A 13756-nucleotide genomic window follows, 5' to 3' on the forward strand; every position below is an offset into this window, starting at 1 on the left:
TCGGAGGTGGCCGACATCTGCTCGGACGCGCTGGCGTTCTGCTGGGTGACCTTGTCCAGCTGCTGGATGGCCTCGTTGATCTGGCTGGCGCCGATGTCCTGCTCGCGGCAGGCGGCGCTGATCTCGGCGACCAGTTCGGCGGTCTTGCGGATGTTGGGCACCAGGGTGGTCAGCATCTCGCCGGCCGACTGGGCGGCCTTGACCGTATCCGAAGACACCGCGCCGATCTCGGTGGCGGCGGTCTGCGAACGCTCGGCCAGCTTGCGCACTTCCGAGGCCACCACCGCGAAGCCGCGGCCGTGCTCGCCGGCCCGAGCGGCTTCCACCGCCGCGTTCAGCGCCAGAAGGTCGGTCTGGCGGGCGATCTCCTGCACGATGGCGATCTTCTCGGCGATGGTGCGCATCGCCTCGACGGCGCGGTTGACGGCCTCGCCCGACACCTCGGCGTCCTGGGCCGACTGGCGGGCGATCTTTTCGGTCTGGGCGGCGTTGTCGGCGTTCTGCTTGATGTTGGCGGCCATCTCCTCCATCGAGGCCGAAGCTTCCTCGGCCGACGAGGCCTGCTCGGTCGCGCCCTGAGACACCTGCTCGGAGGCCGCCGACAGCTCCTGGCTGCCCGCCGAGACGTTCTCCGAGGCCGACACCGCGTCGGCGACCACGCCGCGCAGGCGCTCGACCATCCGCTGCAGGGCGATGCCCAGGGTGTCCTTGTCCGACAGCGGCTTGGTCTCGACCGTCAGGTCTCCGTCGGCCACCTTGTCGGCGACGGCGGCGGTGGCCCGCAGGTTCTCGGTCATCCGGTTGACCGTCTCGACCAGGTCCTTGATCTCGTCGTTGGTGGTCACGTCGACCTTCTGGTCCAGGTCGCCCAGCGCCACGGCGTCGGCCAGGGCGGCGATCTTGCCCAGTCCCCGGCCGATCGACAGGGCGATCCAGGCCGCCGAGGCGACGGCGATCAGCAGCGAGACGATCACCAGGCCGATCAACAGGTTGCGGGCGGCGACATAGGCCTTGTCGGCCGCTTCCTCGGTCGTCTTCAGAAGACCCTGGTTCGCCACCACCAGGTCATCGACCTGGTCGGTGATGCGGTTGGTGATCGCCCGTTGCGAGGTCTGCATCTGGCGGATCGCATTGGCGCGCTGGTGGGCCAGCATCTCCCGGCGCATCGTCGTGTCCGACGCGGCGTAAGTCTCCCAATCGGTCTGAAGGGCGGTCCACTTGGCCTTGGTCTCGGGATTGGTCGCGGCGGCCACCCCGCCGGCCACCAGCTCCTGGAAGACCTGCCGCTGCTTGTCGGCCTTGGCGTTCTGGCCTTCCAGCTCCTCGTCGTCGTCGGCCAGCGCCATGTTCTTCTGGGCGCGGCTGATCTGCAGGAGGCTGATGCTCAGCGACTGGGCGCGCTGCAGCTGGGACATCGGCCCGGCGATCATGGCGCTCTGGGCGGTGTTCAGCTTGTTCAGCTCACTGATCCCGAGCAGGGCCGCGCCGGTCATCAGGACAATCAGCAGTCCGAACGCCGCGATCAGTTTGGCTTTGATGGTGAAACGCACTGGAGGACCCCGTTCGTTCAGGACTGAATTGGGTGGAGACTGATCACCGACGCGCCGGATCGGCCGCGGGCGGCGAAGATCTGCTCGAGGTCGGGGATGACGATCACGTCGCCGTCCCGTCGCGCCAGCAGGCGGATGAAGTCCGACCGCCAGCGCAGGCCGACGCGCGGAACCTCCTCCGTGACGGCCCGGTCGATCGTGGTGACCTCGTGGACCTTGTCGGCCCGCAGGCCGATCAGGGCGGGCTCGCCGTCGAGCTGGTGCTCGATGACCACGATGCGGCTGTCGATCGTGGGCTCGGCGGCGTCCATGTCGAAGGCCACGCGCAGGTCGACCAGCGGGATCACCCTGCCGCGGAAATTGATCACGGCGCTGACGAAGGGCGGCGCGCCCGGCACGCCGGTCTCCGGCAGCAGGTCCAACACCTCGCGGACCAGGCCGGCCTCGAGGGCGAAGGTCTCGCCGCGCAGGTCGAAGGTCAGGGCTTCGATCGCGTCGGTCGGAAGTTCGGCGGTCATGTCCGGGCCCTTCATCAGCTGGCGGGGCGCAGCTGCGCGTCCTGGCGTTGGCCAGCGGCCACGAGATGGGCCATGTCGAGGATCAGGGCGACGCCGCCGTCGCCCAGGATGGTCGCGCCAGAGAAGGCGCCGACCTCGGCGTGGAAGGCCGACAGCGCCTTGATGACGGTCTGGTGGTCGCCGAGGATCTGGTCGACGACCAGCCCCACCCGCTCCTGGCCGGTGGAGACCACGACGATCTTCTGGTGGGGATCCGGCTCCAGGCCGGTGGCGAACATCTGGCGCAGGCGGATGAAAGGCACCAGCTGATCGCGCAGGGTGATCAGGCTGCGGCCAGTGGACCGGACGTCCTGCTCGACCGACAGCTCCACGCACTCCTCGACCGAGGCCAGCGGGATGACGTAGCGGCTGGTCCCGACCCGCACCAGCAGGCCGTCGATGATCGCCAGGGTCAGAGGGATGCGCAGCGAGACGACCGAGCCCTGTCCCGGCGTGCTGGTCAGCTCGATCGAACCGCGCAGGCCTTCGATGGTGCGCTTGACCACGTCCATGCCGACGCCGCGACCCGACAGGTTGGTGATCGCCGCCGCGGTCGAAAAGCCCGGGGCGAAGATCAATTGCAGCAGCTCGTTGTCGCTCAGCACCTGGCCGGGCGTGATCAGACCGTTCTCCTCGGCCTTGGCGCGGACCCGGGCGCGGTCGACTCCGCGGCCGTCGTCGGTGATGGTGATCACCACCTCGGCGCCGGACTGGCGGGCGGCCAGCACCACCTGCCCCGTTTCGGGCTTGCCGGCGGCCAGGCGTTGCTCGGGGGTCTCCAGGCCATGGTCGGCGGCGTTGCGGATCAGGTGGATCAGCGGATCGGCCAGGCGTTCGATGACCGTCTTGTCCAGCTCGGTCGCCTCGCCCTCGGTCGACAGTTCGATGGCCTTGCCGGTGTCGCGGGCCAGGTCGTGGATCAGGCGGCGGAAGCGGCCGAACAGCTGGGCGATCGGCACCATGCGCACGACCATCATGGTGTCGCGCATCTCCGAGGCCAGGCGTTCGATCTCCTCGGCGACCGCGCGCAGGGCGATGTCGCTGCTGGAGGCGGCCAGCTGCTTGAGGCGGGACTGGGCGATGACCAGTTCGCCCACCCGGTCCATCATCTCGTCCAGCCGCTCGGCCGGCACGCGAACGGTGTCGCCGCCGGCCTTGGCGCCGCGGCCTTCGCCGACGGCGGCTTCGACCGGGGCCGCGACGGCCTGAGGCGCGTCGGCGGTCTCGACTGCTTCGGCGACGGCCTCGGCCTCGACGGCGGCGTTCATGTCCTGGATGTCCAGGGTCATGTCGTCGATCACGAAGATGAAGACGTCCTCGATCGCGTCGCGGTCGTGCTTGGTGACCAGGGTCACGTCCCAGGCCAGGTGGCATTCGGCGGGAACCAGGACGTCGAAGTCGGGCACCGCGTCGGTGACCGCGGCCACCGTGCACTCGCCCAGCTCGCGCAGCTCGTCCAGCAGGGGCAGCGGCCGGGTCCCGTTGACCAGGGCGTCGGCCGGCAGGCTGAAACGGACCCGCCAGCGGTTCAGGCCAGGTTCCGCGGGCGGCGCGGCGGCGGTCGAGCGGCCGGCGGCCTCGACCACGCGGCGCAAATCGGCCAGCAGGGCCTCGCCGGCTTCGTCCGAAGCGGGACGGCCCTCGGCCAGGGCCCGCATGTGGTCCTGGGCGGCCAGCACCGCCCCCACCAGCTCGGGCGTGGCGGCGACCTCGCCCTTGCGGACCCGGTCGAAGGCGGTTTCGCAATGGTGGGTGAAGGCGGCCAGGGCGTCGAAGCCGAACATCGCCCCGGAGCCCTTCAGGGTGTGGAGGCCGCGGAACACCGCGTCGACCAGATCTCGATCCCCGGGACGATGGGCCAGGTCGAGCAGGCCCTGCTCGATCTCCTCCAGCAGGTCCTGGGCTTCCTGGCGGAACGTCTCGATGGGATCGAGGCCGGTCACTTGGCCAGGACCTTCTTGACCACCCGGACCAGCTGCTCTGGGTCGAAGGGCTTGGTCAGCCAGCCGGTCGCCCCGGCCGCCTTGGCCTGGGCCTTGATCTCGGCGTCGGATTCGGTGGTCAGGAACAGGATCGGCACGCCGGCCCCGGCCGGGCGCTGGCGCAGCGCGCGGATCATCGCCAGGCCGTCCATGACCGGCATGTTCAGGTCGGTGACGATCAGGTCGAAGCCGCCGGCGCTGCCCTTGTCCAGCCCGTCCTGGCCGTTCACCGCCTCGGTGACGGCATAGCCTTCGCCGCTCAGGGCGATCTTGATCGCCTGCCGGATGCTGGCGGAATCGTCCACCGTGAGGATCGAGGTCATTGGGCGGTCCCTTGAAGCCAGAACTTGGCGCGCTCGGAAGTTTCGTCGTCGAGGAAGCCGCCGCGCCGCAGCACTTCCAGAACCGCGCCGCCCGCCGGATGGCGCAACCGGAAGTCACGCCCCGTCTCGGCGGCCTTGCGGCGCGCGGATTCGATCAGTTGGACGAAGGTCAGGTCGGTCTCTTCCACCGACTCAATATCGACGACGACCGGTCCATCCAGGTGCAGAGCCGCACCAAGTTCGTCCCGCGCCTCACCTATGCTCGAGATCGTCACCTCGCCGGCGAACGAAATCGCGTTTTGACCTGGACTTGGCAATAACGTCGGCCCCCGCCGCGTGCAGATACCAGCGTTATCTGGCATCACAACTTACCATAACTTCCGATGCCGCCCTTAAATTAGGGTAAACCGGACAACCTCAGGGGGAGCGTCAAACTGTCGCGAAACGTGCGCACCAAATTCAGATCGCGTGACGATGGACGCGGGGGCGACGAAGATTATCCGGCAGGCGGGGCAAGAGGCCCCGCCGCCTTCAAGAGGGCCTCGACGCCGCGCTCCAGGGCGGCGTCGGCCGCACCTAGGCCTCGTCGTCGGTGTTGGCCATGGCCTTGGCCAAGGCGACCAGCCGCCGGCGCAGATTGGGCGTCATCGCCTTGAAGGCGACGACCAGATCCTGCGAACCGCTTTCCCCGAGAAAGTCGATCAGGCCGCCCGCGGGCGTCTCGCCGGTGATCTCGGGATGGTCCAGCCCTTCGAAGAAGTTCGCCAGCGGCGTGTTCAGCTTCTGAGCGATCTCGTAGAGCTTGGAAGAGCTGACGCGGTTGGCGCCGCGCTCGTACTTCTGGATCTGCTGGAAGGTGATGCCCAGGGCCTCGGCCAGTTCGCTCTGCGACATGCCCAGGGCCTTGCGCTTGGCTCGGATCAGGGCGCCGACGTGCTTGTCCACATGATGCGGCTCGGAAACGGACGTGACTGGCATGGTCTTCACCTTCCCTAAAACTCCTGGCGCCAAGGCCTCCGTACAAGCGCCACCGTCGTTAGTATAAAGCCACGGTTGCGGCTTGGTTGCAGGCGGATCGTCGCAGGCGAGCGTCGTCTAGAGGTCGACCGCCAGGGCTTCGAAGGGCAGCGACCGCAGGAGGTCGCCGGCGTCGAAAACCTGCCCCGGCGCCAGGGCGCCGGCGACCCGGACGTCGCCAGCCAACAGGCGTTGGACGGCCTCGCAGACCAGCGGCGCGGTGAAGCCGTAGATGTCTCGACCCGTCGCGACCGCCCGCCGAGTCCGGCCCGCGCGGCGCACGATCGTCTCGACGACGAACCGTTGGGCCGACAGCCCGCTGTCGTCGGCGGCCTCCGGCGGCGGGGTCGCGGCGTCGCGGACGTCCTTCAGGGCCGTCTCGCTGAGGAAGGTGTCCAGGCTGGCGGTCTTCAGGTGCCGGGCGATGACCACGACCTCGGAGAACGGAACCTCGACCATCTCCTGCGCCCCGAACGGGGCCGGGAAGGTCCAGGCCAGGCGCGGCGCGGGATGGGCCAGGGGCGCCAGCCGTCCCGCGGCGATCACCTGGCGCGGCGCGGTGTTGCGCGCCCCCGTGACGCGCGTGCCCTCGGTCGGCCACCAGCGGTCCAGCCCGATGCCGATCCGGATGTCGTCGGCCTCGGTCCAGTCGCCCATGGCCGCCGTGACCAGCAGGTCCGAGAGCCCGCCGTAGAAGCCCATCGCAGGCAGGACGACCAGGCCGGCCGCCCGCGCCGGTCCGTCGAACCGGTCAAACACCGCCTGGGCGCTGGGCTGCTCGGCCGAGACGTCGATATAGTGAGCCCCCGCCCTCAGCGCGGCCGAGACCACGGCGTCGGCGGTGTCCAGGAACGGTCCCGCGCAGTTGATCACCGCCGCCGCGCCTTCGAACGCGCGGTCCAGGCCGGCGGCGTCCTCGACCGTCGCCGTCCGGATCTCCACGCCGGCCGGAAAGGCGGCCTGCAACGCCTCGGCCCTTCGCCCCACCGCCACCGGCGCCAGGCCGCGCCGCCGCAGTTCCTCGACCACGAACCGCCCGGTGTGACCCGCCGCGCCGAACACGGCGACGCGGCGCCTGGAACCCTCGAAACCCGTCATTGCATTTCCTCGCTACAGACCTGTCTGTTTTCAACAGCTACAAACAGGTCTGTAGCGTGTCAAGCCGCGACGTGCTAAGAACGGCGCCTGGAGGTGTCGACATGCAGCAGGAATCCGGGCGTTCGACGCCCACCGGCAAGCCCGGCGACGCGACGGACGTTCGCGAGCGGATTCTCGAAACGGCCTCGGGGTTGTTCTATCGGGAGGGCGTGCGCGCGGTCGGGGTCGACCTGGTGGTCGCGGCGGCGGGCGTGGCCAAGACCAGCCTCTATCGTCACTTCCGCACCAAGGACGACCTGATCGCCGCCTTCCTCAAGCGCGAGGACGAGGATTTCTGGCGCACCTGGGACGAGGTCGCGCAAGCGCATCGCGACGACCCGGCGGGCGAGCTCCAGGCCCACATGGACTGGATCGGCGAACGGGTCGGGCGGCCGAACTATCGCGGCTGTCCGCAACTGAACGTCGCCGCCGAGTTTCCCCAGGCCGACCACCCGGCCCGACAGGTCGCCACCGCCCACAAGCTGGAACTGCGGCGCCGCCTGCTCGACATCGCCCAGCGGCTGGGCGTCGCCCGTCGCGAGACCCTGGCCGGGCAGCTGGCGGTGCTGATCAACGGCGCCTTCGTCAGTTCGCCGATCCTGTCGGCGGCCGAAGCCAAGGATCTTCTGCAGCAGGCGGCCAAGGCCCTGATCGAGGCGGCGGGCTAGCGCGGTGCGGGGTCCTCGTCCTTCGACAAGCTCAGGATGAGGACCATTGCTCAGGCCTTGCCGGTCGAAAACCTCATCCTGAGTTTGTCGAAGGACGAGGTTTTCAACTGCCGGAGCGGCTAGCGCGGGCGCTTCTCGCCGACCGCCGCCGTTGATCCGCTCTCGATGGGCATGTCGCCTCCCTGGATCACCACGGGCCGCTGGGATTCTCGGAGGCTGAAAGCGAGGAGGCCGAGCGCCTCACTAGGGTCTTCCCTAGTTATGCGGGGCGGTCGCGGGGCGTAGCGTTCGGGGCAGTTGTCCGTGCGAGGAGCGTTCCGATGACCAGCGTGTCCCTGAACACCCAGGCCTCCGTGGCCGGCGGCGGGCGATCCGGCTCGCCGCCCGACGAACACCTGGTCAAGCCGGGCGAGACCCTGTCGGGCATCGCCGCCGAGCACGGCGTGTCGCTGGACGCCCTGATCCGGGCCAACCCGCAGATCGTCAATCCCAACCTGATCCGGCCGGGACAGGCCGTCACCCTGCCAACCGCGGGCGGCGAGCCGCGCACTTATCGGGTGGTCGAGGGCGACAACCTGTCGAAGATCGGCGAGACATTCGGCGTCTCGTGGCGAACGCTGGCCCAGGTCAACCACCTGGCCAATCCGAACCTGATCCATGTGGGTCAGGCGTTGCTCATCCCCGGGGGCGGGACGGCGTCCGTCCGGACGGAGACGGCGACCACGGCATCGGCCCAGACCCAGATCCAGACCACGGGCGTCACGTCTTCGACGACGGACCAGCTGGGCGCCCTGTCCGAGCGGTACGAGACCGGCGGCCGGGGTCCCGGCACGGTGTCGTCGGGGGCCGGCGATCCGGGCGGGGTGTCGTACGGCACTTATCAGCTGGCCGGAAACCTGGGGCGTCCGCAGCAGTTCCTGGCCAACGAGGGCCGCGCCTGGGCGGCGGAGTTCGGCGGCGCCAGCCCCGGCTCGGCCAGCTTCACGGCCGCCTGGAAGGCGATAGCGGCGCGCGAGCCCGAAAGGTTCGAGGCCGCCCAGCACGCCTACATCCAGCGCACCCACTACGACGTGCAGGTCGCGCACGTGCAGGCGGCCACGGGGCTGGACCTCTCGACCCGCTCGGCGGCCCTGAAGGACGTGGCCTGGTCGACCTCGGTGCAGCACGGCCCGGAAACCAACGCGATCGTCAGGGCGATGGCCAGGGTCGAGGCCCAGGGGGTCGAGCCGACCGACGGCCAGGCCTATGACCGGGCCCTGATCAACGCGATCTACGACGAGCGCGGCAAGCGCGACGCCAGCGGCGCCCTGGCCTATTTCACCAGCGCCTCGGCCCAGGTCCAGGCCTCGGTCGCCGCCCGGTTCGGCGACGAGCGGCGCGACGCCCTGGCCATGCTCGACCGATGAGCGCCGCATGAGAACCCCTGGGGCCGCGCCGCGTTCTGGCGCCATGCCCCCTCGCCTTCTTCCCCTGTTCGCCCTTGCGCTGGCCCTGGCCGGTTGCGAGCGCCCGGCGGCGGCGGTCGCTTCCCCCCCGCCTGATGCCGCCGCCGGATCCGCTACCGAACAGGCGCCCGAAGCCAAGGTCTCGCCGGCCGGGACCTACGCGATGCAGGGCGAGCGCCGCGCGACCCTGATCCTCGCCCCGGCCGGCGCCGGGTGGCGCGTCAGCCTCAAGGGCGGCTCCAGCCCGACCGACGGGGCCGGCGCGGCGGCCGATTGCGAGATCGAGGCCGAAGGCCCGCTCAACGGCCGGACGATCGACGCCAGGGTCGTGCCGTTCGAGGGAACCAACCTGTCGGTCAGCGCCCAGGACCTGGCCGCCCGCCCCGCCGGCGTGAAGGTCGACCTCACCCCGCAAGGCGCGATCGTCAGCACCGACTTCCAGGGTTGCGGCGTCGGGGCCGACGTGACCGGCCGCTACGCCCGCGCCGGAGCAACGCCCTCATGATCCGTCCGGTCGAACGCATCACCAACGCCGAGTTCTCGACCTCCTCGCCGTCGACCACCGCCGCGCGGGCCGGGGTGGCGCGGCTGGCGCTGGAGGCGATGGCCACCATCACCGGCGCGGCCCTGGTCGATCCCCTGCGCGGCGGCGACCGAGGCGGCGCCCTGGCCCAGACCTGGGCCGAGCACGGCCAGAACGGCATGGCCCAGGTGGGCGGCGACTTGCGCGCCCTGGCGGCCCAAAGCGGCCAGACCGTCGCCGGCCGGCTGTCGGCCACCTCGCCGATCGACGCCGGCCGGATCGAGCGGGTGCTGGCCGACTTCGCCCGCGAGCTGCGGGCTCAAGCGACAGACAAGCCGCACATGACGCCGGCGGCCCTGGTCGAGCCGCTGATGCGGGCCATCGCCACGGGCCTGCAACGCGAGCCCGCCCCCGGCGGGGCCAGGACCGACGCGGTGGAGCAATTCGTGCGGATCATCGACGGCGCGACCCAGGACCTGCGCGGCGCGGCCTGGCGAGTTCCCTAAACCTTGGACTCCGTCGCCGGCGCGGTCGCGTCGGTGCGGGTCAAGTTCGCCAGCCCCGTGGCGGGCCGATCCAGCTTGTCGTGGAAGGCCAGGGTGACGTCCATCTGGGCCTGGCCGCGCATTTGCGTCCACCACTGGTCATGGACGGCCGCCTGGAAGTCGCCGTTGGTCCGCTCCGAGCGGGTCTCGATCGCGGGATCGGCGACGGTGTCGGCCGTGTCCTCGACCACGCCCACGGCGTCGTCGACCACGCCGCCGACGCCGTCCAGCACGCCGCCCAGGCCTTCGGCCAGCAGCGCGCCCTCGAGCGCGCCGCGCTGGGCGGGCGGCAGGGTCCGCAGCGCGGCGGCGGTCTCGGCGGGGCCGGCCTCGGCGAAGGCCGCGCGATCCAGTCGGCCGCTTTGCCGGAAACGATCGACGGCGTCATCGAGACGGCCGCCGCGAACCGGAGCGGCGGCGCGGCCTGGGCCGGACAGGTCTTGCACGATCATGGCGGTGGCCTCCTGGTCCGAGCGTGCGCCGAACGGCTCGGCGCGGCTACTGGGGTTTTCCCCAGCGCCGGCGCCTCAGCGCACGAAGCCGGCCGGGGTCAGCTTCAACTGGCGCAGGTCGACGTTCATCTCGCTGCGGAAGCGGGCGACCGCCGCGTCGGACAACCGGTTGCTCAGGCCCTTGTCGCCCTTGGCCGTGGCGTCGGAAAACGCCGAACCCTGGGCCACGAAGTTGAGCATGAACACCTCGGCCATCTCCTGCTTGCCGGCGTCGTCGAGGCCGGCGAACTGCGGGTTGGCCCCCAGGGCCCGATAGACCTGGCCCCGGACCGCCTGCACCTGGGTGCGGTCGGTGAACGGCACATTGTTGGCGATCTGCCAGTTCTGCACCCAATAGGCGGCTATGGCGTCGGCGACGTCGCCGCGCCGCAGGCCGTCGGTCGACACGTGCTTCTCCCACGCGCCCAGCAGGTCGTTCTGCTGGACAGCCTGGCGCAGGCGAGGCCCGTTGGCCGGGTCGGCCTTGGCCACGAAGTCGGCGAACTGGCCCTTGACCCGGGCCGTGACGGCGGGCGAGGCGCGATAGCGGGTGTTGACGGACACCGCCTGACGCGAGGCCGAAAGTCCCGCGCTGGCGCCGGCGCCGCTGCGGCGCGGGCTGCTTCCTCCACTCCGCACGGTGTTTCCCAGCACGTTGTTCATCTGGCCGACCGCCATCATCGACGAGCCGAAGTCGATGTACTGACTGCCGATGCTGGGGAAATCCTGAGCCGCGGCGGGAAGACCGACCGTCAGAACAGCGGCGCTCAGCACGGGGACAAGACAGCGTTTCATCCGGCTCACTCCAGTTTTTCCAACCCTGACGTGCAATGTTGACAACAAAACGACAGGCGGTCCAAGGACCGCCTGCCTTTCTGTACAGTGAAGCTCGAGCTTAACCCTTGCGCGCCAGGGCCGAACCGGCTTCGCCGATGGACTTGATCGAGTTGTTCAGCGCCTGGCTGACCATGTTCATTTCCTGGCCCAGGGCCTGGATCTCGGCGGTCAGCTGGCCGTACTTGGAGTCCTTGGAGTCCAGGCCGCCCAACTGGTCGGTCTTGGCCTTCATCTGACCCATCTTGTTGTCCATGACCTTGCCGAGGGCCTTGGCCAGGGCGACCAGGAAGCTGTCGCCCTTGGTCGACTTGGCCTCGCCGCCGTCGCGGACCTGATCGAGGATCGACCGGGTCCAGCTTTGCGCCACGTCCTCGGCCGTGCGCTGCAGGTCGCCCTGCTGCTGCGGGCTGAGGTTGAAGGCGTCGCCGGCGTTCTGCACGGATTCCGCCAGGCTCTGGGCCACGCCGCCCGGATTGCCGCTGGCGGCCTGGAAGACGCCCTGGGCCAGGTCGATGACGCCTTGCGGCAGGCCCAGCTGCTGGCCGACCTGCTGGATCACCTGACTGGCGACCGAGCTGATGATCTGCTGGAAGATCGACTGGAAAGCCAGCGAGGTGCCGCCCGTCAGGGCCGCGAGGGCGACGGTGCTGAACAGGCTGCCGACGTTGAGACCGCCGCCGCTGAAGATACCGGACATGATTGGGACTCCGCGATGTGAAACCTGGCGCCTTGGGTCTGCCTGGCGCTCATCGCCGTGACCTGGCCAGACGAGACAACCATTCCGCGCCGTTCGTCAGAAGTCGGGGCGTTCCCTAGCTAGGGTTTTCCCTATGAGCCGGCGCATGGCCAGGGAGGGCCGGGCCGCGCGGTTCTTGGCCTGCTCGGCGGCGGCGGCCTCGGCCGCCAGCTCCTCGGCCGTGCGGACACGGCGGTCCAGGACGGTGATCTGGCCGGCCGTGACCCCCAGCAGGAACACCTCGTCGCGATAGGCCACCAGGGTCAGGCGCTCGCGCTGCCCCACCGGCAAGGCGCGCAGGTAGCGGATCTGGTCGTCGCTGGGCGCGCCGGCCTGGAACCGCTTGAGCAGCTTGAGGGAGAAGAACGCCAGGCCCAGAACGATGGCCAGGGCGAAGGCGACGGTCAGCAGTTCGAGCAGCGCGTTGGCGAGGTCCACGGAGGCTCCCAAGGTAAGGTGGTCAGTCCAGACGGAAACCGCCCTCCGGCGGCTGGGGGAAGGTCGGGCCGGAATCGGCGCCGCCTGAGCCGGAACGATCGTCGCCCCGCGAAGGTTCAGCCGCCGCCTCGTCGCGCAACCGCCGGGCCCAGAGGATGACCTCGGCGACGGCGGCGAACAGGTCCTGCGGGATGATGTCGTCGACGGCGACCTTGTCCCGCAGCGCCCGGGCCAGCTCGACATTGCGGATGATCGGCACGCCGCCGGCCTCGGCCGCCTCGCGCATGGCCTGGGCGATCAGCCCCTCGCCCTTGCCCAGCAGCACCGGCACGGCGTGCTCGGCCGGGTCGTAGGCCAGGGCGCAGGCGATGTGGGTGGGATTGACCACCAGCACCGAGGCGTCCCGCGCCGCCTGCACGGCGTTCTGCTGGGCCCATTCCTGGTGCAGCTGGCGGCGATGGGCCTTCACATGGGGGTCGCCCTCGGAATCCTTCATCTCCTGGCGGATGTCGCGCCGGCTCATCCGCATCTTCTTGGTGAACGAGAACCTCTGGTAGGCGAGGTCCAGCATCGACGCGAACAGGAACACCCCCACCGTGCCGGCCAGCAGCTGGAACGTCAGCCCGCCATAGGCCGCCAGGGCGCCGTCGGCCTCGCCGGTCGGCACGGCCATCAGCTTGTCGAAGGCCGCCGCCGCCACGATCCAGGTCAGGACCGCCAGCAGCAGGGTCTTGGCCAGCGACTTGACCACCTCGAACAGGTTGTCGGTGTTGAACATCCGCTTGAGCCCCTCGCCGGGGTTCATGTGCGACATCTTCGGGCTCATCTTCTCGAGCGTGAAGACCGGCCCGACCTGGGCGAACTCGGCCAGCATGCCGAAGATCGCGATCGGCAGCAGCAGCATCGCGGTGATGGACACGAACGCCTTTCCCGCGGCGGCTCCGGCGATCGGCCAGGCCTCGGCGAACGGTCGGTCCATGACGGCGAAGATCTCGTCGAACAGGCCGCCCAGACGGTCGAGCGCGACCCCCGCCGTCATCAGCCCCAGCAGCAGCCAGCCCGCCAGCACCGCCGTCGAGGTGACGTCCTTGCTCTTGGGAACGTCGCCTTTCTTGCGGGCGTCCGACAGGCGCTTGGGCGTCGGTTTCTCGGTCTTGTCGCCCCCGTCGTTCTTTTCAGCCATAGCGTGCGCCCTTGAAAGAACGAGAGTCCTTGATCGTTGATCAATCTACGAAAAGTAGCGGTTCGTACTCAAATGGGGCGGAAAGATGACAAGCTGAACCATAGATCACTACAAGCTTAAGCTTGGATTATCTCGCCATTATATCAGTATACCGCGCTTAAAAATTGTCACGATTGCGCAGTTGACAGGTTAGTTAGGCTAAAGTTAACCTTTAAATCGTCGGGAAAACAAATGGGGCGCTACACGAAGGGACTGACGTATGCGCAAGTTCTGCGTAGCGCCGACTATTGCCTGCTTAATATTGACCATATCGAGCCAAGCACT

Annotated in this window: 16 protein-coding genes; 4 read left to right on the forward strand and 12 right to left on the reverse strand. The window is 69.4% G+C overall.

Features of this window, described 5'->3' with window-relative positions; translation table 11 throughout:
* The 7 genes from BM066_RS11450 to BM066_RS11480 all read right to left on the reverse strand — a co-directional run.
* Window positions 1–1550 (reverse strand): methyl-accepting chemotaxis protein (locus BM066_RS11450; protein ID WP_089927852.1); only part of this gene is annotated, 1550 nt, incomplete at its 3' end.
* A 17-nt stretch (window positions 1551–1567) separates the two neighbouring features.
* Entirely contained in the window at window positions 1568–2068 is a 501-nt protein-coding gene (locus tag BM066_RS11455) for a chemotaxis protein CheW (protein WP_255367559.1), read from the reverse strand.
* 14 nt (window positions 2069–2082) lie between these two features.
* Window positions 2083–4050, reverse strand: coding sequence for a chemotaxis protein CheA (locus tag BM066_RS11460; RefSeq protein WP_089927858.1), 1968 nt, complete (start codon window positions 4048–4050; stop codon window positions 2083–2085).
* On the reverse strand, window positions 4047–4412 hold the full coding sequence (locus tag BM066_RS11465; RefSeq protein ID WP_089927860.1) for a response regulator: 366 nt from the start codon (window positions 4410–4412) through the stop codon (window positions 4047–4049). Before BM066_RS11465 ends, BM066_RS11460 begins: the two co-directional genes overlap by 4 nt.
* A complete protein-coding gene (locus BM066_RS11470; RefSeq protein ID WP_089927863.1) occupies window positions 4409–4774 on the reverse strand; it encodes an STAS domain-containing protein in 366 nt (121 codons plus the stop codon). The genes BM066_RS11465 and BM066_RS11470 overlap by 4 nt, the downstream gene beginning before the upstream one ends.
* A gap of 214 nt (window positions 4775–4988) precedes the next feature.
* Window positions 4989–5390: a helix-turn-helix domain-containing protein gene (locus BM066_RS11475; protein ID WP_089927866.1), complete on the reverse strand. Its 402-nt coding sequence runs from the start codon at window positions 5388–5390 to the stop codon at window positions 4989–4991.
* A gap of 117 nt (window positions 5391–5507) precedes the next feature.
* Window positions 5508–6527, reverse strand: a complete 1020-nt coding sequence (locus BM066_RS11480; RefSeq protein ID WP_089927871.1) for a saccharopine dehydrogenase family protein — start codon at window positions 6525–6527, stop codon at window positions 5508–5510.
* 101 nt (window positions 6528–6628) lie between these two features.
* Here BM066_RS11480 and BM066_RS11485 point away from each other — a divergent pair, with 101 nt between their 5' ends.
* The 4 genes from BM066_RS11485 (at window position 6629) to BM066_RS11500 (ending at window position 9708) form a co-directional block, all read left to right on the forward strand.
* Complete coding sequence (locus tag BM066_RS11485) at window positions 6629–7234, forward strand: TetR/AcrR family transcriptional regulator (protein ID WP_089927875.1); 606 nt, start codon at window positions 6629–6631, stop codon at window positions 7232–7234.
* Between the two features lie 320 nt (window positions 7235–7554).
* Window positions 7555–8640: a LysM peptidoglycan-binding domain-containing protein gene (locus BM066_RS11490; RefSeq protein WP_089927878.1), complete on the forward strand. Its 1086-nt coding sequence runs from the start codon at window positions 7555–7557 to the stop codon at window positions 8638–8640.
* Between the two features lie 43 nt (window positions 8641–8683).
* Window positions 8684–9184 carry a hypothetical protein gene (locus BM066_RS11495; RefSeq protein ID WP_089927881.1) on the forward strand — a complete coding sequence of 167 codons (501 nt, stop codon included), beginning with the start codon at window positions 8684–8686 and terminating at the stop codon, window positions 9182–9184.
* Window positions 9181–9708: a hypothetical protein gene (locus tag BM066_RS11500; protein ID WP_089927884.1), complete on the forward strand. Its 528-nt coding sequence runs from the start codon at window positions 9181–9183 to the stop codon at window positions 9706–9708. The genes BM066_RS11495 and BM066_RS11500 overlap by 4 nt, the downstream gene beginning before the upstream one ends.
* On the opposite strand, the gene BM066_RS11505 is transcribed toward BM066_RS11500, so the two are convergent.
* The 5 genes from BM066_RS11505 to sctU all read right to left on the reverse strand — a co-directional run bounded on the left by BM066_RS11505 (window position 9705) and on the right by sctU (window position 13432).
* Window positions 9705–10199 (reverse strand): hypothetical protein, encoded by a 495-nt coding sequence (locus tag BM066_RS11505; protein WP_089927887.1) that lies wholly within the window; start codon window positions 10197–10199, stop codon window positions 9705–9707. The two genes, BM066_RS11500 and BM066_RS11505, sit on opposite strands and share 4 nt — an antisense overlap.
* 75 nt (window positions 10200–10274) lie before the next feature.
* Window positions 10275–11033, reverse strand: a complete 759-nt coding sequence (locus BM066_RS11510) for a DUF6683 family protein (protein ID WP_143093716.1) — start codon at window positions 11031–11033, stop codon at window positions 10275–10277.
* 100 nt (window positions 11034–11133) lie between these two features.
* Window positions 11134–11772 carry a hypothetical protein gene (locus BM066_RS11515; RefSeq protein ID WP_089927893.1) on the reverse strand — a complete coding sequence of 213 codons (639 nt, stop codon included), beginning with the start codon at window positions 11770–11772 and terminating at the stop codon, window positions 11134–11136.
* A 96-nt stretch (window positions 11773–11868) separates the two neighbouring features.
* A complete protein-coding gene (gene fliO / locus BM066_RS26430) occupies window positions 11869–12249 on the reverse strand; it encodes a flagellar biosynthetic protein FliO (RefSeq protein WP_089927897.1) in 381 nt (126 codons plus the stop codon).
* A gap of 22 nt (window positions 12250–12271) precedes the next feature.
* Window positions 12272–13432 carry a type III secretion system export apparatus subunit SctU gene (gene sctU / locus BM066_RS11525; protein ID WP_089927901.1) on the reverse strand — a complete coding sequence of 387 codons (1161 nt, stop codon included), beginning with the start codon at window positions 13430–13432 and terminating at the stop codon, window positions 12272–12274.
* Between the last annotated feature and the right edge of the window lie 324 nt (window positions 13433–13756).

This window comes from Caulobacter sp. UNC279MFTsu5.1 (assembly GCF_900114015.1).
GTDB lineage: Bacteria > Pseudomonadota > Alphaproteobacteria > Caulobacterales > Caulobacteraceae > Caulobacter.

Coding starts and splice junctions, on each gene's coding strand:
- BM066_RS11465 (WP_089927860.1), bottom strand. CDS start 4,412: ATGACCTCGATCCTCACGGTGGACGATTCCGCCAGCATCCGGCAGGCG.
- BM066_RS11505 (WP_089927887.1), bottom strand. CDS start 10,199: ATGATCGTGCAAGACCTGTCCGGCCCAGGCCGCGCCGCCGCTCCGGTT.
- BM066_RS11500 (WP_089927884.1), top strand. CDS start 9,181: ATGATCCGTCCGGTCGAACGCATCACCAACGCCGAGTTCTCGACCTCC.
- BM066_RS11490 (WP_089927878.1), top strand. CDS start 7,555: ATGACCAGCGTGTCCCTGAACACCCAGGCCTCCGTGGCCGGCGGCGGG.
- BM066_RS11510 (WP_143093716.1), bottom strand. CDS start 11,033: ATGAAACGCTGTCTTGTCCCCGTGCTGAGCGCCGCTGTTCTGACGGTC.
- BM066_RS11455 (WP_255367559.1), bottom strand. CDS start 2,068: ATGACCGCCGAACTTCCGACCGACGCGATCGAAGCCCTGACCTTCGAC.
- BM066_RS11475 (WP_089927866.1), bottom strand. CDS start 5,390: ATGCCAGTCACGTCCGTTTCCGAGCCGCATCATGTGGACAAGCACGTC.
- sctU (WP_089927901.1), bottom strand. CDS start 13,432: ATGGCTGAAAAGAACGACGGGGGCGACAAGACCGAGAAACCGACGCCC.
- BM066_RS11515 (WP_089927893.1), bottom strand. CDS start 11,772: ATGTCCGGTATCTTCAGCGGCGGCGGTCTCAACGTCGGCAGCCTGTTC.
- BM066_RS11470 (WP_089927863.1), bottom strand. CDS start 4,774: ATGCCAGATAACGCTGGTATCTGCACGCGGCGGGGGCCGACGTTATTG.
- BM066_RS11485 (WP_089927875.1), top strand. CDS start 6,629: ATGCAGCAGGAATCCGGGCGTTCGACGCCCACCGGCAAGCCCGGCGAC.
- BM066_RS11480 (WP_089927871.1), bottom strand. CDS start 6,527: ATGACGGGTTTCGAGGGTTCCAGGCGCCGCGTCGCCGTGTTCGGCGCG.
- BM066_RS11495 (WP_089927881.1), top strand. CDS start 8,684: ATGCCCCCTCGCCTTCTTCCCCTGTTCGCCCTTGCGCTGGCCCTGGCC.